Origin of the sequence: Vibrio orientalis CIP 102891 = ATCC 33934 (assembly GCF_000176235.1) — a bacterium.
GTDB classification, from domain to species: domain Bacteria; phylum Pseudomonadota; class Gammaproteobacteria; order Enterobacterales; family Vibrionaceae; genus Vibrio; species Vibrio orientalis.
In genome coordinates this window covers 2,277,558-2,304,300 of record NZ_ACZV01000005.1, presented here as the reverse complement: position 1 = coordinate 2,304,300, position 26,743 = coordinate 2,277,558, and the positions used below count along the sequence as shown (strand labels likewise).

Here is a 26,743-nt window from a genome sequence, read left to right as displayed (position 1 = left end):
TTGAGGATGACAGAGGTGAATCCTTAACTTCGCTCTATTGAGCGCCTTCAAAGCCCATTTGACGCCATGCTTCAAAGGCAATAATCGCAACGGCGTTGGAGAGGTTTAAGCTGCGTGCATCTGGCATCATTGGAATGCGAATGCGCTGTTCCATCGGCATACTTTCGATCAGTTCAGCAGGCAGGCCACGTGTTTCTGGGCCAAACAGCAGTACATCGCCTTTTTGGAAATTGGCATCTACATGGTGACCAGTTGTTTTGGTGGTACACGCGAAGATGCGGTAGCCTTCACGCTCTTTCTCTAGGTACTCAACAAAGGCTTGGTAGTCTTTATGGCGAGTGACTCGCGCAAGGTCGTGGTAATCCAATCCAGCTCGACGCACTTTTTTCTCTTCTAAATCAAAACCTAAAGGTTCAATTAGGTGAAGATTCGCCCCACAATTGGCACATAGGCGGATAATGTTACCAGTGTTCGGTGCAATTTCAGGTTCGTATAGCGCAATATCAAACATATTGATTTCTTTTTAGCTGAGTGGAGAAAGGCTAGAAAGTATAAGGCGGCTTAGATAAACCGCCAAGTCTGACGTTGTCAGTTTTTATGTATGGTTGGCACTATTTGGCTTGGGCAAGTGCAATGGCGTAGTTTTCACTGACCGCATCCCAGTTGACCACGTTCCACCAAGCGTCAATATACTCAGGACGGCGATTTTGATAGCTGATGTAGTAAGCATGCTCCCAGACGTCAAGCGCTAAGATGGGTTCGCCTTGAAGCTCTGCCACATCCATTAACGGGTTGTCTTGATTGGTGGTTGAGGTGATATGCAGGGCGCCATCTTTGACGATCAGCCAAGCAAAACCAGAACCAAATGTATTTATCGCCGCTTGAGCAAATAGCTCTTGGAATTGTTTATAGCTGCCAAAAGTGGTGATGATAGCTTCAGCGAGTTCCCCGGTTGGTGTGCCGCCGCCGTTAGCGGTCATGCAGTTCCAGTAGAGAATATGGTTGTAGTAGCCGCCACCATTATTACGTACCGCCGGAGAGTGCTGAGAGATTTGAGCAAAAATATCATTGAGGTCGGTGGACTCTAGCTCGCTGCCTTTGACCGCGGTAATAAACTTATCAAAGTAAGTTCGGTGATGCTTACTGTAATGGACTTCCATTGTCTTAGCATCAATGTACGGCTCTAACGCATCGTATGAATAGGGAAGTTCTGGGAAAACATGAGACATAGTAAATCCTCCATAATTGAAGGATTTACTTTAAATGATAATGAGATCTATTATCAACTGTCTATTTGTAAGGTTATTCAGGACCACCCAGTGGCAGAGTGATTTCCACTCTTAGGCCACCAAGCTTACTGCGCTTGGCTATGATGCTCCCACTGTGTTGGCGAATGGCACTTTCTGTAATCGTTAGTCCTAGGCCGGTACCACCACTGTGTCGGTCACGGGCGGTGGAGACGCGATAAAACGGACGGAATATCGCATCCAATTCCTGCTCAGGGACGCCTTCACCATTATCATCAACAGCAATGACAATCTGACTCTCAGACGTAGACATCTCAACTTCAATTCGATCTTTGCCGTAATAGATCGCATTACGAACGATATTGTCCAACGCGCTCATCAACAGCTTAGGGTTGCCTGAGATGACCTGATCCGGTATTGCGTTAAAGGTCAGGGTTTTATTCATCTGCTCTGCTTCAAACTGTGCATCGGACAAGATAGCTTCCCACAGGCTGACCATAGGTTGCTCTTCACGGGTTAGGTGACTGTCGGCCTGCATTCTCGACAGTTCAAGCAACTCGGCGATCATCTGTTCTAAACGCTGCGCTTCGGTATCGATACGAGTTAGCTCTGGGCTTTCTCCCTGTTTACGAGTGGCTAGAGCATTGGCCATTCTTAAGCGGGTCAGTGGAGAGCGTAGCTCATGAGAAATATCAGAAAGCAGCCGCTGTTGACCGGAGATCATCTGATTGACCGCCTCAACCATTTGGTTAAAGCTCGCGCCTGCTTGGCGGAATTCACTGGTGCCTTTTTCCAACGCAGGATCGACGACAAATTCCCCTTTCGCTACCCGCTTTGCCGCACGTTCTAATTTTCGTGCCGGTTGACTGAGTGCCCAAGCCAGCCAAAGTAGTAGTGGTGTACTGACCAGCATCACAGCAAAGAGTAGCTGAAACGGCTTATCAAACATACGCAGTAAGAAAGGTGGTGGCTCGTTCCATTTCACACCGACATATAGGAGTAGATCTTCTTTGGCTAAAGTGATCGGCAGTGGGCCAGCCACCATGTAGTGACCATACAGTTTCTGTTGTGGTTGCCCAGGAACTTCGACGCTAGTGATAAAGTTTTGTAGCGCACGATATTTGTAATGTTTCCTATCTTGAGTGGTGAGTATATTGCCTTCAAGATCAGTAACAAAAAAACGTGGTCGCGGGTCTTTTGGGGAACGTTTTGGCTCTTCAAGTTTGTACAGCACGCGAGCAAGGTTATCTTCGTTGCGAAATTTCTTTTCAATACTGGTCTTGATGTCGATTAAACGGTCATAGTGATCGGCTGGGATATCACGCGCTTTTCTTGGGTCGAGGTGAGGTAGTGAGAGCACGGCCACCAAAACCAAAAACATCGTGAACCAAAAGATCGCAAAGATACGGCCATATAAGCTGGTGATCTTAGGTAGACGCATTAGTCCTCCTCAACCAGAAGGTAGCCGCGACCACGAATGGTCTTGATACGTGATTTGCCATCAGCACGTTCAGGTAGTTTTTTGCGTAGATTAGAAACGTGCATATCGATGGCACGATCGAATGCGGCTAGACGCTTGCCAAGTACATCTAAACTGAGTGCTTCTTTGGTTAGGGTATCGCCTGGGTGCTGAATAAAGTGCGCCAACAGGGCAAACTCTGTGGTGGTTAAATCGATCAGTTCACCTTGGCAATAGGCTTCTTGTTTACCCGGAAAGGCCTGAATATCTTGATACTCAATGCAGTCTGAGTTTTTTGCGGCTTTATTGTTCGATGATTGGGTGCGGCGTAAAATCGCGCGGATTCGAGCCATCAATTCTCGGTCGCTAAAAGGTTTTGGTAGATAGTCATCAGCGCCTAACTCTAGGCCGATAACTCGATCAATCTCTTCTCCTTTTGCGGTCAACATTAACACTGGGGTTTCCCATGTTTCACGCAGCCTCTTTAGCGTTTCCATTCCATTGAGTTTAGGCATCATTACGTCGAGTAAGATTAGGTCAATTTGGTCGTTTAATAGCGCCAGACCTTCTTCACCATTGTTTGCCTCCGAAACCTCAAAGCCTTCAAACGACAGCACTTCTTTGAGTAGGCTAGTCAGCTCGGTATCATCATCGATTAATAAAATGTGTGGCATAGCAAAGTCTCTAGGTAATTCTGATACGGTTATATTACTGCTAATTGTGCAATAGATTTAGGGCTAATGTGGCTCTTTACGAATCTTTACGCTCCCTAGACGTTCCTTTACATCCTAGGTCGTATTCTACACTCAAGCGCTGCAGAGAACCGCAGCACAATCCAATAGATAAAGTGAAGGGTACGATTATGAAATTAGCAAAGAAACTAGTATTGGCAGCCGTTGTTGTTCCATTAACGCTTGGTACTGCAAGTGCCTTCGCATTCGGTGGCAAAGACCACAAGAAAGGCGGTCACGGTGAGTGTGGCGGTGGTTTTGACCGTAGCATTATGCGTAAGCTTGACCTAACTGATGCGCAGCAAGATCAGCTAAAAGAGATGCGTGAAGCGGGCAAGAAAGAGATGAAAGCCAACTTCAAAGATAACTTTGAAACGCGCCACGCTGAAATGCAGGCTCACAAGGCAAAAGTTCAAGAGTTGGTATTGGCTGACAACTTTGACCAAGCACAAGCAAATGAACTCGCTAAAGCGATGGTTGAGAAGCAAAGTGAGCGTAAAGTGAAGATGCTAGAGAAGCAGCACCAAATGCTAAGCATTCTAACACCGGAACAGAAAGCGAAGTTTGTTGAGCTATCTCAAGAGCGTGCAGACAAGTGTGCTGAGAAAATGCAAAAGCGTTTAGCAGACTAATTACCTCAAACTGAATCTCGAAAGGCGGCCAATAGGCCGCCTTTTTTATGTCACTTTTATTCAATACTGAAGGCGTTATACTAAAGCTAATGATGTTTTATTGTTCAGAGAGTTATGAAACAAGAGTATGCACGCTTAGTCACAATGGCCGCTTGGACGGCAACCATTGTGGCAACGTTATTGTTGGTAGTAAAAGTCGGGGCTTGGTGGGTAACAGGGTCGGTGAGCTTATTGGCGTCTTTAATCGACTCAATGCTGGATATTGCCGCGTCACTGGTGAATCTGATCGTGGTGAGATACTCGCTGCAGCCGGCGGACCGGGAACACACCTTTGGCCATGGCAAAGCAGAATCATTGGCTGCGTTAGCGCAAGCGATGTTTATTTCTGGTTCTGCGGTGTTCCTGATTCTTAATGGTATCGAACGCTTCTTTAGACCGCACGAACTTCAGTCGCCCGAGTATGGGGTTTACGTTAGTTTATTTGCTATTGTGGTGACCTATGGCTTGGTGACTTTCCAAAAGCATGTGGTGAAGCGTACTGGCAGCCAAGCAATTGCAGCGGACTCGTTGCACTATCAATCTGATTTGTATATGAACGCGGCGATTATGCTGGCGTTAGGCCTGAGTTGGTTTGGCATCACTCAAGCTGACTCAGTCTTTGCGGTAGGGATTGGCGTATATATTCTTTATAGCGCGTTCAAAATGGTGCAAGAAGCGACGCAAACTCTGCTGGACCGTAAATTGCCAGATGAAGAGCTTAAAGCGATTCGTGAGACTTGTGTAAAAGTGGAAGGAGTATTGGGCGTGCATCAATTGCGCACTCGTATGTCTGGGCCAACTCGCTTTATCCAGCTGCATTTAGAATTGGAAGATAATATGCGCTTGCTAGAGGCACATCGAATCTCTGACGAAGTGGAAGAAAAATTACTTGAGCTTTTCCCGCATTCGGATGTATTAATCCACCAAGATCCTTATTCGGTGGTATTAGGGGCGGAGAAAGCGCAGAAGTCTCAAGGTTGGTAAAAAGACACACAGACAAACGGTGACTTATTGACTATCTTTTCAGCGTTACGACTTTTAACGGTGATCCTGATATGTATCAATTAAGTGAAATAGCAAAGCTGTAATACTCTTACATAAGTAGAAAAGTTACATAATTTCGTGCAAATAAAAGTAGTATTCCTGATTAGGAAAGGTAACATATTGCACAGTTAAAGGAATTAAGTCAGTGACTGTTAATGAAAGTGGCTGACGTAAAAATTGAAATAAGATTCCCAAAAATCGAGGGTGAGCATGATTAAGAAGATCGGTGTCTTGACTAGTGGCGGTGACGCACCAGGTATGAACGCAGCAGTTCGTGGCGTGGTACGTACAGCCCTATCTGAAGGTTTAGAAGTTTACGGTGTGTTTGATGGCTACTTAGGTCTGTACGAAGATCGCATCGAAAAGCTAGATCGTTCAAGCGTTTCTGACGTGATCAACAAGGGTGGTACATTCTTAGGCTCTGCACGTTTCCCTGAATTTAAAGAAGTGGAAGTGCGCCAGCAAGCGATCGAAAACCTACAAAAACACGGCATTGAAGCGCTAGTGGTTGTGGGTGGTGACGGTTCTTACATGGGTGCTAAGAAACTAACAGAAATGGGTTACCCTTGTATCGGTCTACCAGGCACTATCGATAACGATATCGCAGGTACGGATTACACTATCGGTTACCTAACAGCACTAAACACTGTTATTGATGCGATTGACCGCCTACGTGATACTTCTTCTTCACACCAGCGTATCTCTATCGTTGAGATCATGGGCCGCCACTGTGGTGACCTAACGCTAATGTCTGCAATTGCAGGTGGTTGTGAGTACATCATCACTCCAGAGACTGGTTTAGATAAAGAAAAGCTTATCAGCAACATCCAAGATGGTATTGCGAAAGGTAAGAAGCACGCAATCATTGCTCTTACTGAGCTGATGATGGATGCAAACGAGCTAGCAAAAGAGATTGAAACGGCAACAGGTCGTGAAACTCGTGCAACGGTTCTGGGTCACATCCAACGCGGTGGTCGTCCTACTGCATTTGACCGCGTTCTTGCATCACGCATGGGTAACTACGCTGTTCACCTACTAATGGAAGGCCAAGGTGGTCGTTGTGTTGGTATCCAGAAAGAGCAACTTGTTCACCACGATATTATCGATGCAATTGAGAACATGAAGCGTCCAGTACGCAGCGATCTGTTCAAGGTAGCTGAAGAGCTATTCTAAGCAAGCCTGCTTAATGCTTTAAATAAAAAGCCAGTTGGGAAACCAACTGGCTTTTTTCGTTTTGCTTGGTGTTAATTACTTGAAACTAGTTAACCAGCATGGTTGAGAGTACGTAGCCGACCGTTGTTGCGGTAATCACGCCAATAAAACCTGGGAGCAAGAAGCTGTGGTTGAGCACGTACTTACCAATCTGAGTGGTACCAGAGCGGTCGAAGGTAATTGCAGCAAGGTCGCTTGGGTAGAACGGGAAGAAGAAGTAGGCATAACAGGCAGGAAGCACACCTATCAACACCGGAGCTGGAATTCCCATTGCAAAACCAAGTGGCAGCATAATGGTTAATACCGCAGCTTGGCTCTTTAAGAACACTGACACAACGAACATTGCAATGGCAAAGGTCCAAGGGTGAGCCGCGACAATATCACTGACTAAGCTAATCAGATATGGTTTGTGGAAACCAATAATGGTGTCACTCATCCAAGCGATACCAAAGATAATGATTACCGCTGTCATACCAGCGATAAACACATTGCTGTGCACAATCTTCTTCGGTTCAACTTTGGTGGTTAACAGAATCAACGCGCCAACGGAAAGCATCAAGAACTGAATCGCCACCGACATTTTCACGCCGTCTGGCAGTAGACCTAGATCTTTACCGAACATAGCGACAAAGATAACCGTCGCAATACCCGCTAGGAAGATGGTTAAGCCTTTCTTAGCTATTCCTTCATGAGCTTGGTTATCTTCTTCGTCACTAGTGGCATCAACCAGCTGTGCTTTGAACTCAGGATCTTGGCAACGCTCAATAAACGCTGCGTCTTGGTCGAGCTCTTGACCGCGTTTTAAGCTCCATAGACAGCCGACGAGCACGCCAATCAGAGTGGCTGGAATGGTCACAAGTAATACGTTAACTAAGCTGATATCTAGGCTGTTATCTGCTGCGGTTGCCATGACGACCGCTGCTGCTGCCGCGATTGGACTGGCGGTAATGCCCATTTGTGAGGCTACGGTTGCCATTGCCATTGGGCGCTCAGGGCGAATGCCTTTCTTATAAGCGACATCGTAAATAACAGGCAGTAGTGGGTAAACGGAGTGACCCGTGCCGACAAGTACCGTTAATGAGTAGGTACAAAGTGGGCCGAGGAAGACGATTTGACTTGGGTGCTTACGTAATAAACGTTCGGCAAATTTAACTAGCAGCTTGAGACCGCCAGTGGCTTCTAAGGTTGCCGATGCGGCGACCACCGCAAGGATAATCAACATCACGCTAATTGGTGGCGAGCCCGGAGCGATACCAAAAACAAAAGCGAGGACCGAAACGCCTAGGCCCCCGAGTAGACCAAAAGCAATGCCTCCGTGGCGGATACCGATAAATATCACCGTCAGAAGCAGGAGCATATGCACGTAAAACATAACTAAACCCTACAATGGTAATGAAACTATCTGTACATTACCCAAAAGTGGTAGGTGTTAATGTGAGGCTTAGTGCTTATATTATGACAAGCTTTTGTTTTCGAACGCTTCCTTGTCTTTCATCAAAATGCGGCGCTGTATCGATAGATTTGTTTCGATTTCGCCGCAATGATCATGGTTTTGGACGAGATACTTTGCGGCTATGGAATTTTTGGTGCACACCACGGCGCAATGCTTTGATTCTATTTTCGGCTCTATCTACCCCAAGCAGGACACTTAATACCAGCAGTGTGATGACAACAGATTGTTGTAAGTAGCCGAGTCCGATCATCATACCTAGCGCAGCTAATACCCAGATAACTGCTGCAGATGTGACGCCATGGATCTTACCATCTAAGGTCATCATTACACCGGCGCCTAAGAATCCAACACCGGTAATGATCTGGCCGAGCACACGCGCTTGATCTAGGGTGTTTGGCGACAGAGAGACTGCCATCGACATAAAGAAATAGGTGCCAGAAATGATCAAGATTGAGGTTCTGATACCAACAGGTTTACCACGAGTCTGACGCTCGACACCGACTAAAATGCCATTGATGGCGCAGCAAACAAGTGCCGCCCAGCTAAAAGGACCAAGGTCGAGAAGTTGTTCGATAGTTGGTTGAATATCTGGTTGCATAGTGACCTCCAAAACGTCGGAGTATGCAGATAATAGACCCGCCTATCGAACAAAAGATTTTTGTCTTGATGATAAAAGTACGCGATCAGCAGCCGTTGGTGGTTAAGGTGTAACTTGGCGGCGCTGTGGATGTCGCTTCATCATATTGAAGAAAGCAGTTTAATCCCGCTTGGCGACGGCTTGCCGGCATATATAGGATAATGCCATCAGTTGGATTGGTATTACTGAAATACCAGTCAGCGCCGTCATCACCCCATGTTGCATCATCAATATTGGCGTCAATGATTTGTGCCCACGCACCAGCGTTGTCTGCACTGGCATAACCAAAAGCAATATCGACGTTATCACCTTCAATGGTGACCGATGCACTGGCGGCGGTATCTAACCCTTGTACAGAAGAAATGCCAATCAATTGATCATTTGCTCCTTGCATCGCCCCTTGCAGTCCATTTAGTGCCGAGATGCGAGCATCACTCTGTAGGTCAATCAGCCTTGGCATCGCGGTAACGGCGAGAATCGCCAGTATGACAATGATGATGACAAGTTCAATAAGGGTAAAGCCTTTGGATTTCATAATTACTCTAAATGCAGATCGAGTGGTGTCTTACTGGCTCTTCCGCCAATTTCACGGGTTAGTTTTGGCACGAGGTAGCCGGAGACTTTTTCCATCACACCCGCCATGATGATTTTGGCTTGTTGATCCGAAATAAAGAAGTGCGCCGCACCTTGCACTTTATCAAGCACATGCATGTAATAAGGTAGGACCCCTGCGTCAAACAGTGCTTGGCTCAAAGTCACTTGGTCATCGATACTATCATTGACCCCTTTAAGCATAACTCCCTGATTTAGAAGAGTAACACCCGCGCGCTTTAGCGTCGTTAAGCTATCTCGCAATTCTTGATGAATCTCTTGTGCGTGATTGATATGAGTGACCAAAATCGTTTGTAGTCGCGTGTTTTCCAGCAGATTAGCCAATGCCGGAGTAATACGAGCCGGAATCACAACGGGCAGTCGTGAGTGAATTCGCAGTCGCTTGATGTGTGGAATATCGGCGATGTGATTGACCAGCCAGTTCAGTTCTTCATCTTTAGCCATCAGCGGGTCGCCGCCGGAAAGGATGACTTCGTCAATCTCAGGGTGCTGCTGAATATAGTCTAAGCTTTGCTGCCAGACCGATTTTGAGCTCTTATTCTCGTCATAAGGGAAGTGACGTCGAAAGCAATAGCGACAGTTGATCGCACAGCCGCCTTTTACGATCATCAACGCGCGATTATGGTATTTGTGTAGTAATCCTGGAATTGAGTTGTTTTGCTCTTCTAGAGGATCATTAGAGTAACCTTCGTGAATTTCAAACTCTTCACTAAGCGGTAGGACTTGGCGTAAAAGCGGATCAAAGGGATTGCCTTTTTCCATTCTATCGACAAAACTTTGCGGCACACGCTGCGCAAAAAGCTTACGAGCGTCAAACCCGCTTTGCCAAGGAGTAGGATCAATTTCAAGCTCCTCAAGCAATTTTGCGGGATCAGAGATCCCATTCGCTAGCTGTTTGAGCCAGTTTTGCTCAACAGAAACAAGTTTTCGGGTTATGATGTGCGGCATTGAATTTAGCTCTAAGAATGTAAGAGGAAAAAATGGCTACTGTTAGCACCAATGAATTTAAAGGCGGTCTAAAACTAATGCTTGATAACGAGCCTTGCGTTATCTTGGAAAACGAATACGTTAAGCCGGGTAAAGGCCAAGCATTCAACCGCGTAAAAATTCGTAAACTTCTTTCTGGTAAAGTGCTAGAGAAAACCTTTAAGTCTGGTGAAACTTGTGAAGTTGCAGACGTAATGGATACTGACCTAGATTATCTATATAACGACGGCGAATTCTACCACTTTATGAACAATGAAACGTTCGAGCAGATCGCAGCAGACGTGAAAGCAGTCGGCGAAAATGCTAAGTGGTTGGTTGAAAACAACACTTGTATGCTAACTCTTTGGAACGGCAACCCAATCGTTGTAACTCCACCAAACTTCGTTGAGCTAGAAGTAACAGATACGGATCCTGGCCTAAAAGGTGATACTCAGGGTACTGGTGGTAAACCAGCAACACTTTCAACTGGTGCAGTTGTTCGTGTTCCTCTATTCATCTCAATTGGCGAAGTGATCAAAGTTGATACTCGCACTGGTGAATACGTAGGTCGCGTAAAATAAGCTCGACTTATGTCAAGTTTTCGAAAAAGGTCACTTCGGTGGCCTTTTTTGTTTTTCACTACATGTCTTGATGTGCCACAATTTTAGTTTAGCCATAGGTCACTACACTAATATTCATGAAACAGTCTCTTAGAATCTGGCTCGATGCCGCTCGCCCTAAAACTTTGCCACTGGCATTGGTCTCTATCCTAACGGGTAGTGTATTGGCGTACTCAACTCATCAATTTTCTCCCGTTGTTGCGCTATTGGCGTTCTTAACGGCGACCTTTTTGCAGATATTGTCGAATCTTGCTAATGATTATGGTGATGCCGTCAAAGGTACCGATAACGAAAACCGTTTGGGGCCAGTACGTGCGATTCAATCTGGTGCGGTGACGCAACAAGATATGAAACATGCCATGGTGATCAACATTATTTTGACCATAATTTCTGGCTTGGTGTTGGTGACTTATGCACTTGAAAGCCTGCAAAGTATTTTGGCCTTTATTGGGTTGGGGGTGCTGGCGATCATTGCTGCGATTGCTTATACCGTGGGCAATAAACCATACGGTTATGTTGGATTGGGCGATATTTCCGTGTTTATCTTCTTTGGTTTACTCGGTGTCGCGGGAACCTATTTCCTCCATACCGGTATTGTCGCGCCACAATTGATTCTTCCGGCTATAGGTTGTGGTTTACTTGCGGTGGCGGTGCTTAATATCAACAATATGCGTGATATCGAAAACGATGAAGTGTGTGGTAAAAAAACCGTTGCGGTGCGCTTAGGACAAAGACGGGCTAAACAGTATCACTTTGCTTTGTTGTCGGGCGCGGTTTTGGCGTTTGCGGCTTATTTGATTCATCAACCAACGCCATTATGGATTAGTTTGCCGTTCTTGCTTAGCCTGCTGGTCACTTATAAGCACGGCAAGGCAGTATGGCTGGCGGACAATCCGGCGCAGATTGCGCCAATGATGCCAGTGATTGTGAAATGTTCAATGGTGACAAACCTGCTTTTTGCGGGTGTGGTTATTGCTCAAACACTAGTGAGTTAAGTGATGCATGTCATTGCATTGACTTACTGACCCTTTATACTCGATTAAGAAACCAACGGTATGGGAAGGAATACTATGGAATACAATACTTCTGCTTTGTGTGACATTTACTTAGAGCAAGTGGATGTTGTTGAGCCAATGTTCAGCAATTTTGGTGGCAGTGCATCATTTGCTGGTCAAATCACCACCGTTAAGTGTTTCGAAGACAATGGCTTAGTTCGGGAGATATTAGAGCAAGATGGTCTTGGCCGAGTTTTGCTGATTGATGGTGGTGGTTCACTTCGCCGTGCATTGATTGATGCTGAATTGGCGTCACTTGCCGAAGAGAATGAGTGGGAAGGCATTGTTGTTTATGGCTGTGTGCGCGAAGTCGATGAGCTAGAAGATATGAGTATCGGCATTCAGGCGCTAGCATCGATCCCCGTTGGGGCAACCTCCCAAGGTGTTGGTGAAGTCGATGTGCCTGTCAACTTTGGCGGTGTTACCTTCCTGCCAGAAGATTACCTTTATGCCGACAATACCGGTGTTATCTTGTCTCAAGAACCGTTGGATATTGAGCTTGAAATTGAAGATGAAGACGCCGCCGCGTAGATAACGAGGCGTCAGTCAATGAAGAGGTTTCCGGTGAGTTCATAGTGGGCTCAGAGGAGCCTCTTTTTAGTTTGTACTAGAGGCGAGATTACTTAAGTACTTTTGACGCAACCTTAATGCGTAAAGGTAGCCCATTAGCCCACCTAAAATATTGCCGCAAGCAATGCCAATAAACAGCCCTTCAATATCATACAGCTGGCTGCCTAACCAAGCACAAGGCAGAGTGAACACGAACAGTCGCATAAAGCTCCATTGGAATGCCTTCAGTGGTTCATGCAGCGCGTTTAAGCCAGAGACCAACATCATCATTACCCCTTGAAAACCATAACTGAATGGCACCACCAGTAGGTAATGCCACAGCAGATCTTGCACCGCTTGCTCTTGGGAGAATAATGCAGCCAAAGGAATACTCAGCGGCACCATCATGACAAAAACGCCTAGCTGAAACACCATTGAAAATCTCATGCTAATAAACAGCCCAGAAAAGCTTCGGCCGGGGTTATTTGCGCCCATATTCTGGGCAATAAAAGGCGTTAGCGCTGAGGTGAGGGACATCAACACTAATATCAAAATCGATTCAACTCGCTGCGCGGCACCATAAGCGGCGACTGCGGCAGTGCCGTGAGCAGACAGCATCACCATGAGCAGTGCGCCTGAGAGAGGCGTCAACGCATTCGATAACGCCGCGGGTGTGCCAATCTTTAAAATTTGTCGCCAATCAGAAATGATGGTTGCTAAGCAGGGTAGCGCAATTAACTTTTCGCGCTTAGCCAATACATAAAGTGAACCACATAACGCACCCAGCCAACTAAACGCACTCGCTATTGCAGCCCCTTGAATACCCAATTCTGGGAAAGGGCCATAACCGAAGATCAGGAGTGGGTCGAGAACGCCGTTAATCATACCGGCAAGCATCATTATTTTGGCGGGCGTTTTGGTATCGCCTGTGGCTCGAATAGCGGCATTGCCTGCCATTGGGATGACCAACAGAGGAATGGTGAGATACCAAATATCCATGTATTGGTGAATGAGTGGCAATAGCGCGCGATCGGCGCCGAGTAATAGAAACAACGGTTCAATTGTGGCTAAGCCGAGCATGGACGCAAGCGCGACAAGCAATACCGCTAACACAAGCCCATGAGTGGAAAAGCGAGCAGCATCTTGGGCGTGACCTTGGCCAAGCAGCCGACCGATGTTGGTCGAGAGCCCCATGCCAATGCCCATGGTAATACAGTTCACGGCGAAGGTGACGGGGAAGGTATAGCTGATCGCTGCCAATGCTTCGGTACCGAGCAAGGAAATAAAGAAGGTATCCACTAGGTTAAACATCAGAATGGCCACCATACCGAAGGTCATCGGGACGGTCATTTGACGTAATACGGTAGGGATGGAGCCGGTTAAGAGGCCATGCTTATCCTGCATCGGGAACAACTAAGTTAGTGACAGAACAGCTAGGATACTTGATTGACGTGTGAGACACAAAAAAGGCCAGCCGAAGCTGACCTTTAGTATCTATTTTTCAATCGACTGAAAAATTAAGCTTTTGCTTTAGCTGCTGCTTTAGCGATAGCTGCAAAGCCTTGAGCGTTAAGAGCTGCACCGCCAACTAGAGCACCGTCGATGTCTGGTTGTGCGAAGTAAGATTCAGCGTTTTCTGGCTTAACAGAACCACCGTATTGGATGATTACTTGTTCAGCAACTGCTGCATCTTTTTCAGCGATCATTGCACGGATAGAAGCGTGGATGCGTTGTGCATCTTCAGCTGTAGCTGCTTTACCAGTACCGATAGCCCAGATTGGTTCGTAAGCGATGATTGCGCCGTTAAGAGCTTCAACACCGTACGCGTCGATAACTGCGTTGATTTGACGTGCACATACTGCTTCAGTTTCGCCAGCTTCGTTTTGAGCTTCAGATTCGCCGATACAGAAAACAGGCTTAAGACCGTTCTCTTGTAGGAATTTGAATTTCTTAGCAACGAACTCGTCTGATTCGTTGTGGTACTCACGACGCTCAGAGTGGCCGATGATGATGTGAGTAGCACCGAAGTCTTTCAGCATCTCTGGAGACATGTCGCCAGTGAATGCACCGCTGTTGTTTAGGTCAGTGTTCTGTGCACCTAGGATGATCTTGTTACCGCCTTCAGCGATTAGACGCTCAGCAAGGTCGATGTAAAGTGCAGGTGGAGCTACTGCTACGTCAACACCTTCAACGCCTTCAAGTTCTGCATTAAGACCAGTTAGCAGCTCAGTTACCATTGCTTTGCTACCGTTAAGTTTCCAGTTACCCATCACTACAGGACGACGCATAGGAATATCTCCGTATTTAATCAGTTAATGTAAAAAATCTTCGTAAGAATATAACAGATAAAATTGACCAGATCATGATTACCGTCATGTCTTATCGGGATATCATGGATTGGTTGGAGCAGTCAGCCCACAGATATCTCTTTATTATGTGGTATATCAGTGATCCATTGAACAAATTGGCGGGAAGCGTCTCGGAATTCAGGATAGAAGTTGTTAATAGTGGGTGTTAATTTTTCCTTTTTATGAAATTCACTTACATCTGAGGATGACTATGCCGAACCTAGTAATGGAATACTCCAACTCTGTTGATGAGCGCGTCAATGTACAAGGGCTGTTAGAGGACTTACATCAAGTGACACTTCAATGTGGCTTGTTTGACGTGGGATCCGTAAAATCTCGCGCATTACGCTGTCATAACTGGTTGATTGGTGATGAGGGTGATAGTGTCGATTTTATTCATATCAGTTTTGAGCTCTTGGCAGGGCGTAGTGATGAACAAAAGCGCGATCTGTCACGTCAATTGATGGATGTGCTACAACAACAAGCTAGCCATGTGCGTAGTTTGACAGTCAACATACGTGACATGGATACAGAATGTTTTCAGAAGGTGATCAATTAACTTGAATGCACCGGCTGCTTTTTTATTTGGTAATAAAATTTAGGTAATGAAGGATGTCGATTAAAGAATTGCTATTTTCGTTTCAAGGTCGAATCGGACGTAAAGTCTATTGGATTTGGAATGCGGTTTACTACTTATTGATTGTGGGTTTTGCGATGGGGATGAATGTCGTCTTCCCATCGATGGCACACTTGATTCTTCCGGTGTTCCTGATAGTGGTCTTGATCCCTGACTTAGCGATTACCGCCAAACGTTGGCATGACCGAGGTAAGTCGAGCTGGTGGTTATTACTCAATATCCCGTTAGTGATCGGCCGCATGACTGTGCCGATTGGTGATCCAAGCCTCGCGACGGATACGACTATGCTTCAAGCGTTCAGCTCTTTTGCTGCACTAATCTGTGGCGCTTGGATTCTAATCGAATGTGGTTTCCTCAAAGGCACTAGCGGTGATAACCAGTACGGACCGGAACCGAAGTAGAAAGGGGAAAGGGGGTTGTCTTGCGAGAAACTAACCGTCATTCCATAGAGTGACGAAGGAGCGAGTAGGGAATCTCTTTGAGTTTCCTGCTTGCTTTGAGAGAGCCCCAATTCACTCGAGTCTCGCTGTTAGGAATGACAGCTTAGTCTCTAAAACAAAAAGGGTTGGCACCAGTGCCAACCCTTTGTCATTTCGTTCTTGTTCCTACTTGCGTAAAAATACTTGTTCAACCTTATGACTCTGGCTCTTTTTGAGAATCAGATGGGCACGCCCCTTAGTCGGCAAGATGTTGGCATCCAAGTTCACGCCATTGATTGATTGCCAAATGCTGTGCGCTTTTTCGATCGCTTTGGGTATGGATAAGCGGGTGTAGTGGCTAAAATAAGAGCCAGGTTTAGTGAACGCGCCTTTACGGAAGTTAAGGAATCGTTCTACATACCATTGCTCGATGACATTGCTCTCTGCATCGACATAAAGAGAGAAGTCGAGAAAGTCAGACACAAAGACGCGGTGAGGATCGTGTGGGTAGTCCATACCGCTTTGCAAGACATTCAAGCCTTCAATTATCAACACATCCGGTCGATCAACCACTTTCACTTCATCAGTGATGTCGTAAGTGATGTGTGAATAGACTGGCACTTCTAAATTTGGCTTAGCGGCTTTGACATCAGAGACGAATTGCACCAATTGCTTAATATCATAAGATTCCGGGAATCCTTTACGGTGCATAATGCCGCGCTCGTCGAGCACTTTCTTCGGATATAAAAAGCCGTCGGTGGTGACCAACTCAACTTTAGGGTGGTTATCCCAACGAGACAGGAGCGCTTTTAACAAGCGAGCGGTAGTGCTTTTACCAACCGCGACACTGCCAGCGATACCGATGATGAAAGGAGGCGCACTTTCTTGGTTACCCAAGAAATTGTTTAGAACACTGTTTCGATTTTGCCTTGCTGCAATATACAGGTTCAACAAGCGAGCCAGTGGTAGGTATATCTCTTCTACCTCTTCCATGGTTAGGCTTTCATTGACGCCTTGCAGCTCGACCAGATCGGTCTCGGATAATGTCATTGGCACTGAATTGCGTAATTCAGCCCATTGTTGACGATTAAAAGAGAGATACGGGGTCATAGTCATCCTAACTTGGTTTTACGATAGAGCTGCGAAAATACAACAACCAACAAATATTGCAAATGACGGATACGACATTCGCTGCTTTTATAAAAAGAATTGCCTGAATTTTCAGCAAACAAGCAGAAAGTTTGTAAAAAGAGAATTTTTTTTAAATTTGCTATTGCAAGGTAGAAAATCATTCAATAGAATGCGCACCACTTATGCCGACTTAGCTCAGTAGGTAGAGCAACTGACTTGTAATCAGTAGGTCACCAGTTCGATTCCGGTAGTCGGCACCATTTCTCCGCTTATCTCTATTTTAGAGAACGAGAGATTTGGAGTAAAAATTTGGAGGGGTTCCCGAGTGGCCAAAGGGATCAGACTGTAAATCTGCTGGCACTGCCTTCGATGGTTCGAATCCGTCCCCCTCCACCATATTCTTAAGGAAATAGCTCACAGAGTTACGTGTTGCGGGCATCGTATAATGGCTATTACCTCAGCCTTCCAAGCTGATGATGCGGGTTCGATTCCCGCTGCCCGCTCCACTCAATAGTGATGCTGATATAGCTCAGGCGGTAGAGCGCATCCTTGGTAAGGATGAGGTCCCCAGTTCGACTCTGGGTATCAGCACCAGCTCTCAAGCACACTTTTCCTTTTGATACTTTCTTTCGACTAAACTACGTTTAGTGATTGAGGGTAACTATATCACCAATACTTTTTTGGTTGCGTGGTCATTAAAGCCACCTAAATCCGTACCTAGAGGGACAACTCATGTCTAAAGAAAAATTTGAACGTACGAAACCGCACGTAAACGTTGGTACTATCGGCCACGTTGACCACGGTAAAACAACTCTAACTGCTGCTATCTGTACTACACTTGCAAAAGTGTACGGCGGTGTTGCGAAAGACTTCGCATCTATCGATAACGCTCCAGAAGAGCGTGAGCGCGGTATCACAATCGCTACTTCTCACGTAGAGTACGACACTCCATCACGTCACTACGCACACGTAGACTGTCCAGGACACGCGGATTATGTTAAGAACATGATCACAGGTGCTGCACAGATGGACGGTGGTATCCTAGTTGTTGCTGCAACAGATGGTCCAATGCCACAAACTCGTGAGCACATCCTACTAGGCCGTCAGGTTGGTATTCCTTACATCATCGTATTCATGAACAAATGTGACATGGTTGATGATGAAGAGCTTCTAGAGCTAGTAGAAATGGAAGTTCGTGAACTTCTATCTGAGTACGATTTCCCAGGTGATGACCTACCAGTTATCCAAGGTTCTGCACTAGGCGCACTAAACGGCGAAGAGCAGTGGGAAGCGAAAATCGTTGAGCTTGCTGAAGCACTAGACTCTTACATCCCAGAGCCAGAGCGTGCAGTAGACCAACCATTCCTACTACCAATCGAAGACGTATTCTCAATCCAAGGTCGTGGTACAGTAGTAACTGGCCGTATCGAGCGCGGTATCCTAACTGTAGGTGACGAAGTAGAAATCGTTGGTATTAAAGAAACGACAACAACTACATGTACTGGTGTTGAAATGTTCCGTAAGCTGCTTGACGAAGGTCGTGCAGGTGAGAACGTTGGTGCACTACTACGTGGTACTAAGCGTGATGACGTTGAACGTGGCCAAGTACTTGCAGCACCTGGTTCAATCAACCCACACACTAAGTTCGAGTCAGAAGTATACGTACTTTCTAAAGACGAAGGCGGCCGTCATACTCCGTTCTTCAAAGGCTACCGTCCACAGTTCTACTTCCGTACAACTGACGTAACTGGTGATATCTCTCTACCAGAAGGCGTAGAAATGGTAATGCCTGGTGACAACATCCAAATGCAAGTAGAGCTAATCGCTCCAATCGCAATGGATGAAGGCCTACGTTTCGCTATCCGTGAAGGTGGCCGTACAGTAGGTGCTGGTGTTGTTGCTAAGATCTTCGACTAATTCTTAGGAATTAGCTAAAGACTTCGGAAAATCTACTAATTAGATTTGACGAACCAGTAGCAAAAAGGGCATCATTTGATGCCCTTTTTCTGCACTAAATAAAATGCCTGTTGGTTTCTTATCCAAATAGGTGTTTAGCAGGAATTTTTTGGTCGAGGTGTTGCGTCTTGATCAATAAAAAGAGTACGTCAATTCATTAAGATTGTCGTTTCATGGATTTGCCCTGCAACAGCGGGGTTGTTGTCGTCTATATTAAGACTTAGACAGGTTGGTTTTATGAAAGCAAATAATGCTGAAACTCCTGAGAGCTCGAATGGCGCAGATATCTTTAAGTGGATTGTCACTTTTGCTCTGTTAGCTGCTGCTGTTGTGGGTAATTACCTGTACGGAGAGATGTCTGTAGTTATTCGCGCTGCAGGTGTTGTTGTACTAATCGCTGCGGCACTTGGTGTTGCTGCTACAACAACGAAAGGTAAAGCTGCGATCGAGTTTGCAAAAGAATCTCGTATGGAAGTACGTAAAGTTGTTTGGCCTACACGCCAAGAAACTATGCAAACAACACTGATCGTTTTAGCTGTAAGTATTGTAATGGCTCTAGTGCTATGGGGTATTGACGGCATTATGGTTCGTCTTGTAGCTCTAGCAACTGGGGTATAGAGGGTTTTAATTCATGAGTGAAGCTCCAAAAAAACGCTGGTATGTGGTTCAAGCCTTCTCTGGATTTGAAGGCCGTGTAGCCCAATCTCTTCGCGAGCATATCAAAATGCACAGCATGGAAGAGCTGTTTGGTGAAGTACTAGTTCCTACTGAAGAAGTAGTAGAAATGCGCGCTGGTCAGCGTCGTAAATCTGAACGCAAGTTCTTCCCTGGTTACGTCCTTGTTCAGATGATCATGAACGATGAATCATGGCACTTAGTACGCAGTGTGCCGCGTGTCATGGGCTTCATTGGTGGTACCTCTGATCGTCCAGCTCCTATCACTGATAAAGAAGCTGATGCGATTCTTAACCGTCTAGAGAAAGCAAGTGAAGCTCCTCGTCCACGTACTATGTACGAAGCGGGTGAAGTGGTACGTGTTACTGACGGTCCATTCGCAGACTTCAACGGTACTGTTGAAGAAGTGGATTACGATAAGAGCCGCGTAAAAGTGTCTGTATCGATCTTTGGTCGTGCGACACCAGTTGAGCTTGAATTTGGTCAGGTTGAAAAACTTGATTAAAAAAACACCTTAACAGGGTTGTTTAGGGCGCGAATTATGACTATAATTTCGCGCCTTATTATTTTGGCTGAAGCGAAAGTGACAGCTGAAGTAAAAAGTATTTATATCAACGGGGAGCTGATCAGCCGATTAGCGTTTGTACCCAAAATTAGGAATAATCATGGCTAAGAAAGTTGAAGCTTACATCAAGCTACAAGTTGCTGCTGGTATGGCAAACCCAAGTCCACCAGTTGGTCCTGCACTAGGTCAACACGGTGTTAACATCATGGAATTCTGTAAAGCGTTCAACGCAAAAACAGAATCTCTAGAGAAAGGTCTACCAACACCAGTTGTTATCACAGTATACAACGACCGTTCTTTCACGTTCATCACTAAGACTCCACCTGCTGCTGTTCTTCTTAAGAAAGCTGCTGGCGTTAAGTCTGGTTCTGGTCGTCCAAACACTGAAAAAGTGGGTACTGTAACTGACGCTCAAATCCAAGAAATCGCAGAAACTAAAGCTGCTGATATGACTGGTGCTGACATCGAAGCAATGAAGCGTTCAATCGCTGGTACTGCTCGTTCAATGGGCCTAGTGGTAGAGGGTTAATAAGATGGCTAAACTAACTAAGCGCATGCGCGTAATCCGCGAAAAAGTTAACGTAACTAAAGAATACGAAATCAACGAAGCTGTTGCTCTTCTTCAAGAACTAGCGACTGCTAAATTTGTTGAGTCTGTAGACGTTGCTGTTAACCTTGGCATCGATGCTCGTAAATCTGACCAGAACGTACGTGGTGCAACTGTACTACCTCACGGTACTGGCCGCGATATCCGCGTTGCAGTGTTCACTCAAGGTGCAAACGCTGAAGCAGCTAAAGAAGCTGGCGCAGACATCGTTGGTATGGAAGATCTTGCTGAGCAAGTGAAGAAAGGCGAAATGAACTTTGACGTAGTTGTTGCTTCTCCAGATGCAATGCGCGTTGTAGGTCAACTAGGTACTATCCTAGGTCCTCGCGGTCTAATGCCAAACCCTAAAGTTGGTACTGTAACTCCTAACGTTGCTGAAGCGGTTAAGAACGCTAAAGCTGGTCAGGTTCGTTACCGTAACGACAAGAACGGCATCATCCACACTACTATCGGTAAAGCAAACTTCTCTGCTGAGCAGATCAAAGAGAACCTAGAAGCACTTCTAGTTGCTCTGAAGAAAGCTAAGCCGTCTTCTGCTAAGGGTACATTCCTTCAGAAGGTAAGCATCTCTACTACAATGGGTGCTGGTGTTACTGTTGATCAGGGTAGCCTGAACACAGTTGCGTAATTAATTTTACGACACACTTATTTACTTAGGCGCAAAGTTTATGTATAATTTTGCGCCTAATATTTGTGGTTGGGGCTGAACTTTGGTTCATTAAATTCGCAAGAATTTAGTCTGAATTATGACCCAGTCTCCGTCCAAGACCGTAGGTGTTTGCTTTTGTAAACTTAATTTTCCTACGTAGATGGTGCCCGAACTGACAGAAAGCTCTATGCAAATAGTTACTTTCTTCTGGGAAGCACCTGAATAACTCTCACTGTCGTGATGATAGTGAGTGGTGTAACGACAACCAGGAGTAAATCCAAGATGGCTTTAAACCTTCAAGACAAAAAAGCAATTGTTGCTGAAGTCAACGAAGCTGCCAGTGGTGCACTTTCTGCAGTTGTAGCTGATTCTCGTGGCGTTGAAGTTGGTGCTATGACTTCACTACGTAAACAGGCTCGTGAAGCTGGTGTTTACGTACGTGTTGTTCGTAACACGCTTATGCGTCGTGCGGTTGAAGGTACTGACTACGAGTGTCTAACTGACACTTTCACTGGTCCTACTCTAATCGCATTCTCTAACGAGCACCCAGGTGCTGCAGCGCGTCTTTTCAAAGACTTCGCTAAAGAGAACAAAGACTTCGAGATCAAAGCTGCTGCATTTGAAGGCGCGCTAACTGACGCTGAAGTACTAGCGACACTACCAACTTACGACGAAGCTATCGCACGCCTAATGATGTGCATGAAAGAAGCTTCTGCAGGCAAGCTGGTACGTACTATCGCTGCACTACGCGACCAAAAAGAAGAAGCTGCGGCTTAAGCCTTGCTTTTCACTGGTTGCTATTTAAACTTATTGTTGATTTAAAAGAGAATTGTTATGTCTATCACTAACGAGCAAATCCTAGACGCAGTTGCAGAAATGTCTGTAATGCAAGTTGTTGAACTAATCGAAGCAATGGAAGAGAAATTCGGTGTTACTGCAGCTGCTGCTGTTGTAGCTGGCGGCGCTGCTGCAGGCGAAGCTGCTGCTGAGCAAACTGAATTCGACGTAATCCTAGAATCTGCTGGCGGTAACAAAGTTGCTGTAATCAAAGCAGTACGTGGCGCAACTGGCCTAGGCCTTAAAGAAGCTAAGGGTCTAGTAGACTCAGCTCCTGCTCCACTAAAAGAAGGCATCGAGAAAGATGAAGCTGAAGCTCTTAAAGCTCAGCTAGAAGAAGCTGGCGCAACTGTTGTTGTTAAGTAATTATTACTTAAGCTTCTTAGCCTAACGGCTAATGGCTGGTGGTTTTATAACCACCGGCCTTTTTGCGCTGTAGGGGTTGGGTGATTTTTCCGCTGTTTGAGCACCCAGGTTCCTAGCAAAAAACATGTCATTATCTCTTAATGATATGTCACTACTATCAAACAGATTTTCAGTCACTGTCTCATAACGATTGGAGACAGTTTGGGTCACTTATCAGCGAGCTGAGGAACCCCATGGTTTACTCTTATACCGAGAAAAAGCGCATCCGTAAGGACTTTGGTACTCGTCCACAAGTTTTGGACATTCCATACCTGCTATCGATCCAGCTCGATTCGTTCGAAAAATTCATCGAACAGGATCCTGAGGGTCAATACGGTCTTGAAGCTGCTTTCCGTTCTGTATTCCCGATTCAGAGCTACAACGGCAACTCTGAGCTGCAATACGTTAGCTACCGTCTTGGTGAGCCAGTATTTGATGTTAAAGAATGTCAAATTCGCGGCGTAACGTACTCAAAGCCACTACGCGTTAAACTGCGCCTAGTTATTTTTGATAAAGACGCGCCGGCAGGCACCGTAAAAGATATCAAAGAACAAGAAGTCTACATGGGCGAAATTCCGCTTATGACAGACAATGGTACTTTTGTAATTAATGGTACCGAGAGGGTTATCGTATCCCAGCTGCACAGAAGCCCTGGCGTATTCTTCGACAGCGATAAGGGTAAGACCCACTCATCAGGTAAAGTTCTTTATAACGCACGTGTTATTCCTTACCGTGGTTCATGGCTTGATTTCGAGTTTGATCCTAAGGATAACCTATACGTACGTATCGACCGCCGTCGTAAGCTACCAGCATCTATCATTCTTCGCGCACTAGGTAAGACGACAGAAGAGATCCTGGACATCTTCTTTGAGAAGGTGAACTTCGAAGTTAAAGATCAAACTCTACTTATGGAGCTTGTTCCTGATCGTCTACGTGGTGAAACTGCGTCATTCGATATCGAAGCAAATGGCAAGACTTACGTTGAAACAGGTCGTCGTGTAACTGCACGCCACATCCGTCAGCTTGAAAAAGATGGCGTTGAGCATATCGAAGTACCAGTTGAGTACATCGTAGGCAAAGTTGCATCGCAAGATTACATCAACGAAGCGACTGGCGAGATCATTGTTGGTGCAAACCAAGAAATCAGCCTTGAAGCACTAGCTAACCTTTCTCAGGCAGGCCACAAAGCTCTACAAACGTTATTTACTAACGATCTAGACCACGGTCCGTTCATGTCAGAAACGGTACGTATCGACAGCACTGTTGATCGTATTTCTGCACTGGTAGAAATCTACCGCATGATGCGCCCGGGCGAGCCGCCAACGAAAGAAGCTGCTGAATCACTATTCGAAAGCCTATTCTTCTCAGAAGAGCGTTACGATCTATCGACTGTTGGTCGTATGAAGTTTAACAGCTCTATCGAACGTGAAGATGCTCAAGAGCAAGGCACACTTGATGAAACTGATATCATCGAAGTGATGAAGAAGCTTATCGCTATCCGTAACGGCATCGGTGAAGTGGACGATATCGACCACCTAGGTAACCGTCGTATCCGTTCTGTTGGCGAAATGGCAGAGAACCAATTCCGCGTTGGTCTAGTACGTGTTGAACGTGCGGTTAAAGAGCGTCTAAGCCTTGGTGACCTTGATGCAATCATGCCTCAAGATCTAATCAATGCTAAGCCGATCTCTGCTGCGGTTAAAGAATTCTTTGGCTCTTCACAGCTGTCACAGTTCATGGACCAAAACAACCCGTTATCAGAAGTAACGCACAAGCGTCGTATTTCTGCATTGGGTCCTGGCGGTCTAACTCGTGAACGTGCTGGCTTCGAAGTACGTGACGTACACGTAACTCACTACGGTCGTCTATGTCCTATCGAAACGCCGGAAGGTCCAAACATCGGTCTGATCAACTCTCTATCTGCGTTTGCGCGTTGTAACGAGTACGGTTTCCTAGAGACTCCATACCGTCGCGTAGTAGATGGCATTGTAACAGACGAAGTAGATTACCTATCTGCTATTCAGGAAGGTCAGTACGTTATCGCTCAGGCGAACACTGTTCTTACTGAAGAAGGCACATTTGCTGAAGAGCTAATCACAGCTCGTCAGAAAGGTGAATCTGGCCTACACCCACGCGAACATGTTGACTACATGGACGTTGCGACTAACCAGGTTGTATCTATCGCTGCATCGCTTATCCCGTTCCTAGAACACGATGATGCGAACCGTGCATTGATGGGTGCCAACATGCAACGTCAGGCAGTTCCAACACTTAAGGCTGATAAGCCTCTAGTTGGTACTGGTATTGAGCGTAACATCGCAGTTGACTCTGGTGTTACAGCAGTATCGAAACGTGGTGGTGTAATCCAGTCTGTAGATGCTTCTCGTATCGTTGTTAAAGTTAACGAAGACGAGCTGATCCCAGGTGAAGCTGGTATCGATATCTACAACCTAACTAAATACACTCGTTCGAACCAAAACACGTGTATCAACCAGCGTCCATGTGTGATGCCGGGTGAACCTGTAGCACGTGGCGATGTTCTTGCTGATGGTCCTTCAACAGACCTTGGTGAGCTAGCGCTTGGTCAGAACATGCGTATCGCATTCATGCCTTGGAACGGTTACAACTTCGAAGACTCGATCTTAGTATCTGAGCGCGTAGTTCAAGAAGACCGTTTCACTACGATCCACATTCAAGAGCTATCTTGTGTGGCGCGTGATACTAAGCTTGGTGCTGAAGAAATCACAGCTGACATTCCAAACGTAGGTGAGTCTGCTCTGTCTAAACTAGACGAGTCAGGTATCGTTTACATCGGTGCGGAAGTGAAAGGCGGTGACATCCTTGTAGGTAAAGTAACGCCTAAAGGTGAAACTCAGCTAACGCCTGAAGAGAAGCTACTACGTGCTATCTTCGGTGAGAAAGCGTCAGACGTTAAAGACACGTCTCTACGCGTACCAAACTCTGTATCAGGTACGATCATCGATGTTCAAGTATTTACTCGTGACGGTGTTGAAAAAGACAAACGTGCACTTGAAATTGAACAGATGCAGCTTAAAGAAGCGAAGAAAGACCTAACTGAAGAATTCCAGATTCTTGAGGGTGGCCTTCTAAACCGTGTTAAAGCTGTACTTATCGACGGTGGTTACACTGAAGCGAAACTAGACTCTATCGATCGTAAGAAGTGGCTAGAGCTAACGCTTGAAGATGATGCGCAACAGTCACAGCTTGAGCAACTTGCTGAGCAGTGGGACGAGCTAAAAGCTGACTTTGATAAGAAGTTTGAAACTAAGCGTCGTAAGATCACACAAGGTGATGATCTAGCACCTGGCGTACTGAAGATCGTTAAGGTTTACCTAGCGGTTAAACGTCGCATCCAGCCTGGTGATAAGATGGCGGGTCGTCACGGTAACAAGGGTGTAATCTCTAAGATCAACCCTGTTGAAGACATGCCTTACGATGAGAAAGGTCAGCCGGTTGACATCGTACTAAACCCACTGGGTGTACCATCGCGTATGAACATCGGTCAGATCCTAGAAGTACACTTAGGTCTGGCAGCGAAAGGTATCGGTGACAAGATCAACCAGATGGTGAAAGAGCAGCAAGAGCTAGCTAAGTTCCGTGACTTCCTACAGAAAGTTTACGATCTTGGTGAAACTCGTCAGAAAGTAGACATCGCGTCTCTATCTGATGGTGAAGTTCGTACGCTGATCAATAACCTGCGTGGTGGTCTACCGATCGCAACTCCAGTATTTGACGGTGCGAACGAATCTTCAATCAAAGAGCTTCTAAAACTAGGTGACCTACCTGAATCTGGTCAGCTAACGCTGTTTGATGGTCGCACAGGTGATGCGTTTGAGCGTCCTGTAACTGTTGGTTACATGTACATGCTGAAACTGAACCACCTTGTTGATGACAAGATGCACGCTCGTTCAACTGGTTCGTACAGCCTAGTAACTCAGCAACCACTTGGTGGTAAAGCTCAGTTCGGTGGTCAGCGTTTCGGTGAGATGGAAGTATGGGCACTAGAAGCATACGGTGCTGCTTACACGCTTCAAGAAATGCTAACAGTTAAGTCGGATGACGTTAACGGCCGTACTAAGATGTATAAGAACATCGTAGATGGCAACCACAGCATGGAACCTGGCATGCCAGAATCGTTCAACGTACTGTTGAAAGAGATCCGCTCGCTAGGTATCAACATCGAGCTAGAAGACGAAGAGTAATCCTTTCTCTTTAGAGAATACGATTATTTGGTAGA

General features: G+C 45.9%; 27 protein-coding genes and 4 tRNA genes. 20 read left to right on the top strand and 11 right to left on the bottom strand.

Translation table 11 applies throughout. The features are described from left to right. Window positions 1-34: 34 nt before the first annotated feature. From trmL to VIA_RS21250, 4 genes are all read right to left on the bottom strand, one after another. Complete coding sequence (trmL, locus tag VIA_RS21265) at window positions 35-511, bottom strand: tRNA (uridine(34)/cytosine(34)/5-carboxymethylaminomethyluridine(34)-2'-O)-methyltransferase TrmL (protein ID WP_004415923.1); 477 nt, start codon at window positions 509-511, stop codon at window positions 35-37. 100 nt (window positions 512-611) lie between these two features. Beyond that, window positions 612-1,229 (bottom strand): superoxide dismutase, encoded by a 618-nt coding sequence (locus VIA_RS21260; RefSeq protein WP_004415920.1) that lies wholly within the window; start codon window positions 1,227-1,229, stop codon window positions 612-614. Between the two features lie 73 nt (window positions 1,230-1,302). Beyond that, window positions 1,303-2,688 (bottom strand): envelope stress sensor histidine kinase CpxA, encoded by a 1,386-nt coding sequence (cpxA, locus tag VIA_RS21255; RefSeq protein WP_004415918.1) that lies wholly within the window; start codon window positions 2,686-2,688, stop codon window positions 1,303-1,305. After that, a complete protein-coding gene (locus VIA_RS21250) occupies window positions 2,688-3,380 on the bottom strand; it encodes a response regulator (RefSeq protein ID WP_004415916.1) in 693 nt (230 codons plus the stop codon). The genes cpxA and VIA_RS21250 overlap by 1 nt, the downstream gene beginning before the upstream one ends. 188 nt (window positions 3,381-3,568) lie before the next feature. Here VIA_RS21250 and VIA_RS21245 point away from each other — a divergent pair, with 188 nt between their 5' ends. From VIA_RS21245 to pfkA, 3 genes are all read left to right on the top strand, one after another. After that, on the top strand, window positions 3,569-4,069 hold the full coding sequence (locus VIA_RS21245; protein WP_004415914.1) for a CpxP family protein: 501 nt from the start codon (window positions 3,569-3,571) through the stop codon (window positions 4,067-4,069). 114 nt (window positions 4,070-4,183) lie between these two features. Next, complete coding sequence (gene fieF, locus VIA_RS21240) at window positions 4,184-5,092, top strand: CDF family cation-efflux transporter FieF (RefSeq protein ID WP_004415912.1); 909 nt, start codon at window positions 4,184-4,186, stop codon at window positions 5,090-5,092. Between the two features lie 270 nt (window positions 5,093-5,362). Next, a complete protein-coding gene (pfkA, locus tag VIA_RS21235; RefSeq protein ID WP_004415910.1) occupies window positions 5,363-6,325 on the top strand; it encodes a 6-phosphofructokinase in 963 nt (320 codons plus the stop codon). Window positions 6,326-6,410: 85 nt separating this feature from the next. Here pfkA and VIA_RS21230 read toward each other — a convergent pair whose 3' ends face one another. From VIA_RS21230 to epmB, 4 genes are all read right to left on the bottom strand, one after another. Continuing rightward, entirely contained in the window at window positions 6,411-7,736 is a 1,326-nt protein-coding gene (locus VIA_RS21230) for an anaerobic C4-dicarboxylate transporter (RefSeq protein WP_004415909.1), read from the bottom strand. 172 nt (window positions 7,737-7,908) lie between these two features. Next, window positions 7,909-8,415, bottom strand: coding sequence for an MgtC/SapB family protein (locus VIA_RS21225; protein ID WP_004415908.1), 507 nt, complete (start codon window positions 8,413-8,415; stop codon window positions 7,909-7,911). Between the two features lie 85 nt (window positions 8,416-8,500). After that, on the bottom strand, window positions 8,501-8,989 hold the full coding sequence (locus VIA_RS21220) for a prepilin-type N-terminal cleavage/methylation domain-containing protein (protein WP_004415906.1): 489 nt from the start codon (window positions 8,987-8,989) through the stop codon (window positions 8,501-8,503). Window positions 8,990-8,991: 2 nt separating this feature from the next. After that, the gene (epmB, locus tag VIA_RS21215) at window positions 8,992-10,014 is read right to left on the bottom strand and encodes an EF-P beta-lysylation protein EpmB (protein WP_004415905.1); all 1,023 of its coding nucleotides are present in this window, start codon (window positions 10,012-10,014) and stop codon (window positions 8,992-8,994) included. A gap of 32 nt (window positions 10,015-10,046) precedes the next feature. Between epmB and efp the strand changes: the two genes are divergently transcribed. The 3 genes from efp (at window position 10,047) to rraA (ending at window position 12,238) form a co-directional block, all read left to right on the top strand. Further along, window positions 10,047-10,613, top strand: a complete 567-nt coding sequence (efp, locus tag VIA_RS21210; protein WP_004415903.1) for an elongation factor P — start codon at window positions 10,047-10,049, stop codon at window positions 10,611-10,613. Window positions 10,614-10,729: 116 nt separating this feature from the next. Continuing rightward, on the top strand, window positions 10,730-11,647 hold the full coding sequence (locus VIA_RS21205; protein ID WP_004415901.1) for a 1,4-dihydroxy-2-naphthoate polyprenyltransferase: 918 nt from the start codon (window positions 10,730-10,732) through the stop codon (window positions 11,645-11,647). Between the two features lie 75 nt (window positions 11,648-11,722). Beyond that, the gene (gene rraA, locus VIA_RS21200; RefSeq protein ID WP_004415899.1) at window positions 11,723-12,238 is read left to right on the top strand and encodes a ribonuclease E activity regulator RraA; all 516 of its coding nucleotides are present in this window, start codon (window positions 11,723-11,725) and stop codon (window positions 12,236-12,238) included. A gap of 66 nt (window positions 12,239-12,304) precedes the next feature. On the opposite strand, the gene VIA_RS21195 is transcribed toward rraA, so the two are convergent. After that, window positions 12,305-13,660, bottom strand: coding sequence for an MATE family efflux transporter (locus VIA_RS21195; RefSeq protein WP_004417316.1), 1,356 nt, complete (start codon window positions 13,658-13,660; stop codon window positions 12,305-12,307). A gap of 113 nt (window positions 13,661-13,773) precedes the next feature. Continuing rightward, the gene (gene tpiA, locus VIA_RS21190; protein WP_004415895.1) at window positions 13,774-14,544 is read right to left on the bottom strand and encodes a triose-phosphate isomerase; all 771 of its coding nucleotides are present in this window, start codon (window positions 14,542-14,544) and stop codon (window positions 13,774-13,776) included. A gap of 271 nt (window positions 14,545-14,815) precedes the next feature. On the opposite strand from tpiA, the gene VIA_RS21185 reads away from it, so the two are divergent. Beyond that, window positions 14,816-15,163: a 5-carboxymethyl-2-hydroxymuconate Delta-isomerase gene (locus VIA_RS21185; RefSeq protein WP_004415894.1), complete on the top strand. Its 348-nt coding sequence runs from the start codon at window positions 14,816-14,818 to the stop codon at window positions 15,161-15,163. 53 nt (window positions 15,164-15,216) lie between these two features. After that, a complete protein-coding gene (locus VIA_RS21180; RefSeq protein WP_004415890.1) occupies window positions 15,217-15,642 on the top strand; it encodes a DUF805 domain-containing protein in 426 nt (141 codons plus the stop codon). Between the two features lie 204 nt (window positions 15,643-15,846). On the opposite strand, the gene coaA is transcribed toward VIA_RS21180, so the two are convergent. Further along, on the bottom strand, window positions 15,847-16,770 hold the full coding sequence (gene coaA / locus VIA_RS21175) for a type I pantothenate kinase (protein ID WP_004415888.1): 924 nt from the start codon (window positions 16,768-16,770) through the stop codon (window positions 15,847-15,849). 205 nt (window positions 16,771-16,975) lie between these two features. On the opposite strand from coaA, the gene VIA_RS21170 reads away from it, so the two are divergent. From VIA_RS21170 to rpoB, 12 genes are all read left to right on the top strand, one after another. Beyond that, window positions 16,976-17,051: transfer RNA gene (locus VIA_RS21170), tRNA-Thr, on the top strand. A gap of 51 nt (window positions 17,052-17,102) precedes the next feature. Continuing rightward, window positions 17,103-17,187 (top strand) — tRNA-Tyr (locus tag VIA_RS21165). Between the two features lie 35 nt (window positions 17,188-17,222). Next, window positions 17,223-17,297, top strand: a tRNA-Gly gene (locus VIA_RS21160). 12 nt (window positions 17,298-17,309) lie between these two features. Beyond that, window positions 17,310-17,385, top strand: a tRNA-Thr gene (locus VIA_RS21155). 138 nt (window positions 17,386-17,523) lie between these two features. Then, complete coding sequence (tuf, locus tag VIA_RS21150; protein ID WP_004415826.1) at window positions 17,524-18,708, top strand: elongation factor Tu; 1,185 nt, start codon at window positions 17,524-17,526, stop codon at window positions 18,706-18,708. Between the two features lie 276 nt (window positions 18,709-18,984). Continuing rightward, window positions 18,985-19,365, top strand: coding sequence for a preprotein translocase subunit SecE (gene secE / locus VIA_RS21145; RefSeq protein ID WP_004415886.1), 381 nt, complete (start codon window positions 18,985-18,987; stop codon window positions 19,363-19,365). 13 nt (window positions 19,366-19,378) lie between these two features. After that, window positions 19,379-19,927: a transcription termination/antitermination protein NusG gene (gene nusG, locus VIA_RS21140; protein WP_004415884.1), complete on the top strand. Its 549-nt coding sequence runs from the start codon at window positions 19,379-19,381 to the stop codon at window positions 19,925-19,927. Between the two features lie 160 nt (window positions 19,928-20,087). Beyond that, window positions 20,088-20,516 carry a 50S ribosomal protein L11 gene (rplK, locus tag VIA_RS21135; protein ID WP_004415883.1) on the top strand — a complete coding sequence of 143 codons (429 nt, stop codon included), beginning with the start codon at window positions 20,088-20,090 and terminating at the stop codon, window positions 20,514-20,516. 4 nt (window positions 20,517-20,520) lie between these two features. Next, on the top strand, window positions 20,521-21,222 hold the full coding sequence (gene rplA, locus VIA_RS21130) for a 50S ribosomal protein L1 (RefSeq protein WP_004415881.1): 702 nt from the start codon (window positions 20,521-20,523) through the stop codon (window positions 21,220-21,222). A 303-nt stretch (window positions 21,223-21,525) separates the two neighbouring features. Then, complete coding sequence (gene rplJ, locus VIA_RS21125; RefSeq protein WP_004415880.1) at window positions 21,526-22,020, top strand: 50S ribosomal protein L10; 495 nt, start codon at window positions 21,526-21,528, stop codon at window positions 22,018-22,020. A 57-nt stretch (window positions 22,021-22,077) separates the two neighbouring features. Beyond that, window positions 22,078-22,446 (top strand): 50S ribosomal protein L7/L12, encoded by a 369-nt coding sequence (rplL, locus tag VIA_RS21120; protein WP_004415879.1) that lies wholly within the window; start codon window positions 22,078-22,080, stop codon window positions 22,444-22,446. 233 nt (window positions 22,447-22,679) lie between these two features. Beyond that, the gene (gene rpoB, locus VIA_RS21115; RefSeq protein ID WP_004415878.1) at window positions 22,680-26,708 is read left to right on the top strand and encodes a DNA-directed RNA polymerase subunit beta; all 4,029 of its coding nucleotides are present in this window, start codon (window positions 22,680-22,682) and stop codon (window positions 26,706-26,708) included. Window positions 26,709-26,743 lie beyond the last annotated feature (35 nt).

Excerpts from the sequence above, each read along its gene's own strand:
- pfkA (WP_004415910.1), top strand. The coding sequence starts at position 5,363 with ATGATTAAGAAGATCGGTGTCTTGACTAGTGGCGGTGACGCACCAGGT.
- rplK (WP_004415883.1), top strand. The coding sequence starts at position 20,088 with ATGGCTAAGAAAGTTGAAGCTTACATCAAGCTACAAGTTGCTGCTGGT.
- secE (WP_004415886.1), top strand. The coding sequence starts at position 18,985 with ATGAAAGCAAATAATGCTGAAACTCCTGAGAGCTCGAATGGCGCAGAT.
- VIA_RS21205 (WP_004415901.1), top strand. The coding sequence starts at position 10,730 with ATGAAACAGTCTCTTAGAATCTGGCTCGATGCCGCTCGCCCTAAAACT.
- epmB (WP_004415905.1), bottom strand. The coding sequence starts at position 10,014 with ATGCCGCACATCATAACCCGAAAACTTGTTTCTGTTGAGCAAAACTGG.
- rpoB (WP_004415878.1), top strand. The coding sequence starts at position 22,680 with ATGGTTTACTCTTATACCGAGAAAAAGCGCATCCGTAAGGACTTTGGT.
- VIA_RS21225 (WP_004415908.1), bottom strand. The coding sequence starts at position 8,415 with ATGCAACCAGATATTCAACCAACTATCGAACAACTTCTCGACCTTGGT.
- tpiA (WP_004415895.1), bottom strand. The coding sequence starts at position 14,544 with ATGCGTCGTCCTGTAGTGATGGGTAACTGGAAACTTAACGGTAGCAAA.
- VIA_RS21180 (WP_004415890.1), top strand. The coding sequence starts at position 15,217 with ATGTCGATTAAAGAATTGCTATTTTCGTTTCAAGGTCGAATCGGACGT.
- rplJ (WP_004415880.1), top strand. The coding sequence starts at position 21,526 with ATGGCTTTAAACCTTCAAGACAAAAAAGCAATTGTTGCTGAAGTCAAC.
- nusG (WP_004415884.1), top strand. The coding sequence starts at position 19,379 with ATGAGTGAAGCTCCAAAAAAACGCTGGTATGTGGTTCAAGCCTTCTCT.
- VIA_RS21185 (WP_004415894.1), top strand. The coding sequence starts at position 14,816 with ATGCCGAACCTAGTAATGGAATACTCCAACTCTGTTGATGAGCGCGTC.
- tuf (WP_004415826.1), top strand. The coding sequence starts at position 17,524 with ATGTCTAAAGAAAAATTTGAACGTACGAAACCGCACGTAAACGTTGGT.
- coaA (WP_004415888.1), bottom strand. The coding sequence starts at position 16,770 with ATGACCCCGTATCTCTCTTTTAATCGTCAACAATGGGCTGAATTACGC.
- cpxA (WP_004415918.1), bottom strand. The coding sequence starts at position 2,688 with ATGCGTCTACCTAAGATCACCAGCTTATATGGCCGTATCTTTGCGATC.
- VIA_RS21260 (WP_004415920.1), bottom strand. The coding sequence starts at position 1,229 with ATGTCTCATGTTTTCCCAGAACTTCCCTATTCATACGATGCGTTAGAG.
- rplA (WP_004415881.1), top strand. The coding sequence starts at position 20,521 with ATGGCTAAACTAACTAAGCGCATGCGCGTAATCCGCGAAAAAGTTAAC.
- trmL (WP_004415923.1), bottom strand. The coding sequence starts at position 511 with ATGTTTGATATTGCGCTATACGAACCTGAAATTGCACCGAACACTGGT.
- VIA_RS21245 (WP_004415914.1), top strand. The coding sequence starts at position 3,569 with ATGAAATTAGCAAAGAAACTAGTATTGGCAGCCGTTGTTGTTCCATTA.
- efp (WP_004415903.1), top strand. The coding sequence starts at position 10,047 with ATGGCTACTGTTAGCACCAATGAATTTAAAGGCGGTCTAAAACTAATG.
- rraA (WP_004415899.1), top strand. The coding sequence starts at position 11,723 with ATGGAATACAATACTTCTGCTTTGTGTGACATTTACTTAGAGCAAGTG.
- fieF (WP_004415912.1), top strand. The coding sequence starts at position 4,184 with ATGAAACAAGAGTATGCACGCTTAGTCACAATGGCCGCTTGGACGGCA.
- VIA_RS21230 (WP_004415909.1), bottom strand. The coding sequence starts at position 7,736 with ATGTTTTACGTGCATATGCTCCTGCTTCTGACGGTGATATTTATCGGT.
- rplL (WP_004415879.1), top strand. The coding sequence starts at position 22,078 with ATGTCTATCACTAACGAGCAAATCCTAGACGCAGTTGCAGAAATGTCT.
- VIA_RS21250 (WP_004415916.1), bottom strand. The coding sequence starts at position 3,380 with ATGCCACACATTTTATTAATCGATGATGATACCGAGCTGACTAGCCTA.
- VIA_RS21220 (WP_004415906.1), bottom strand. The coding sequence starts at position 8,989 with ATGAAATCCAAAGGCTTTACCCTTATTGAACTTGTCATCATCATTGTC.
- VIA_RS21195 (WP_004417316.1), bottom strand. The coding sequence starts at position 13,660 with ATGCAGGATAAGCATGGCCTCTTAACCGGCTCCATCCCTACCGTATTA.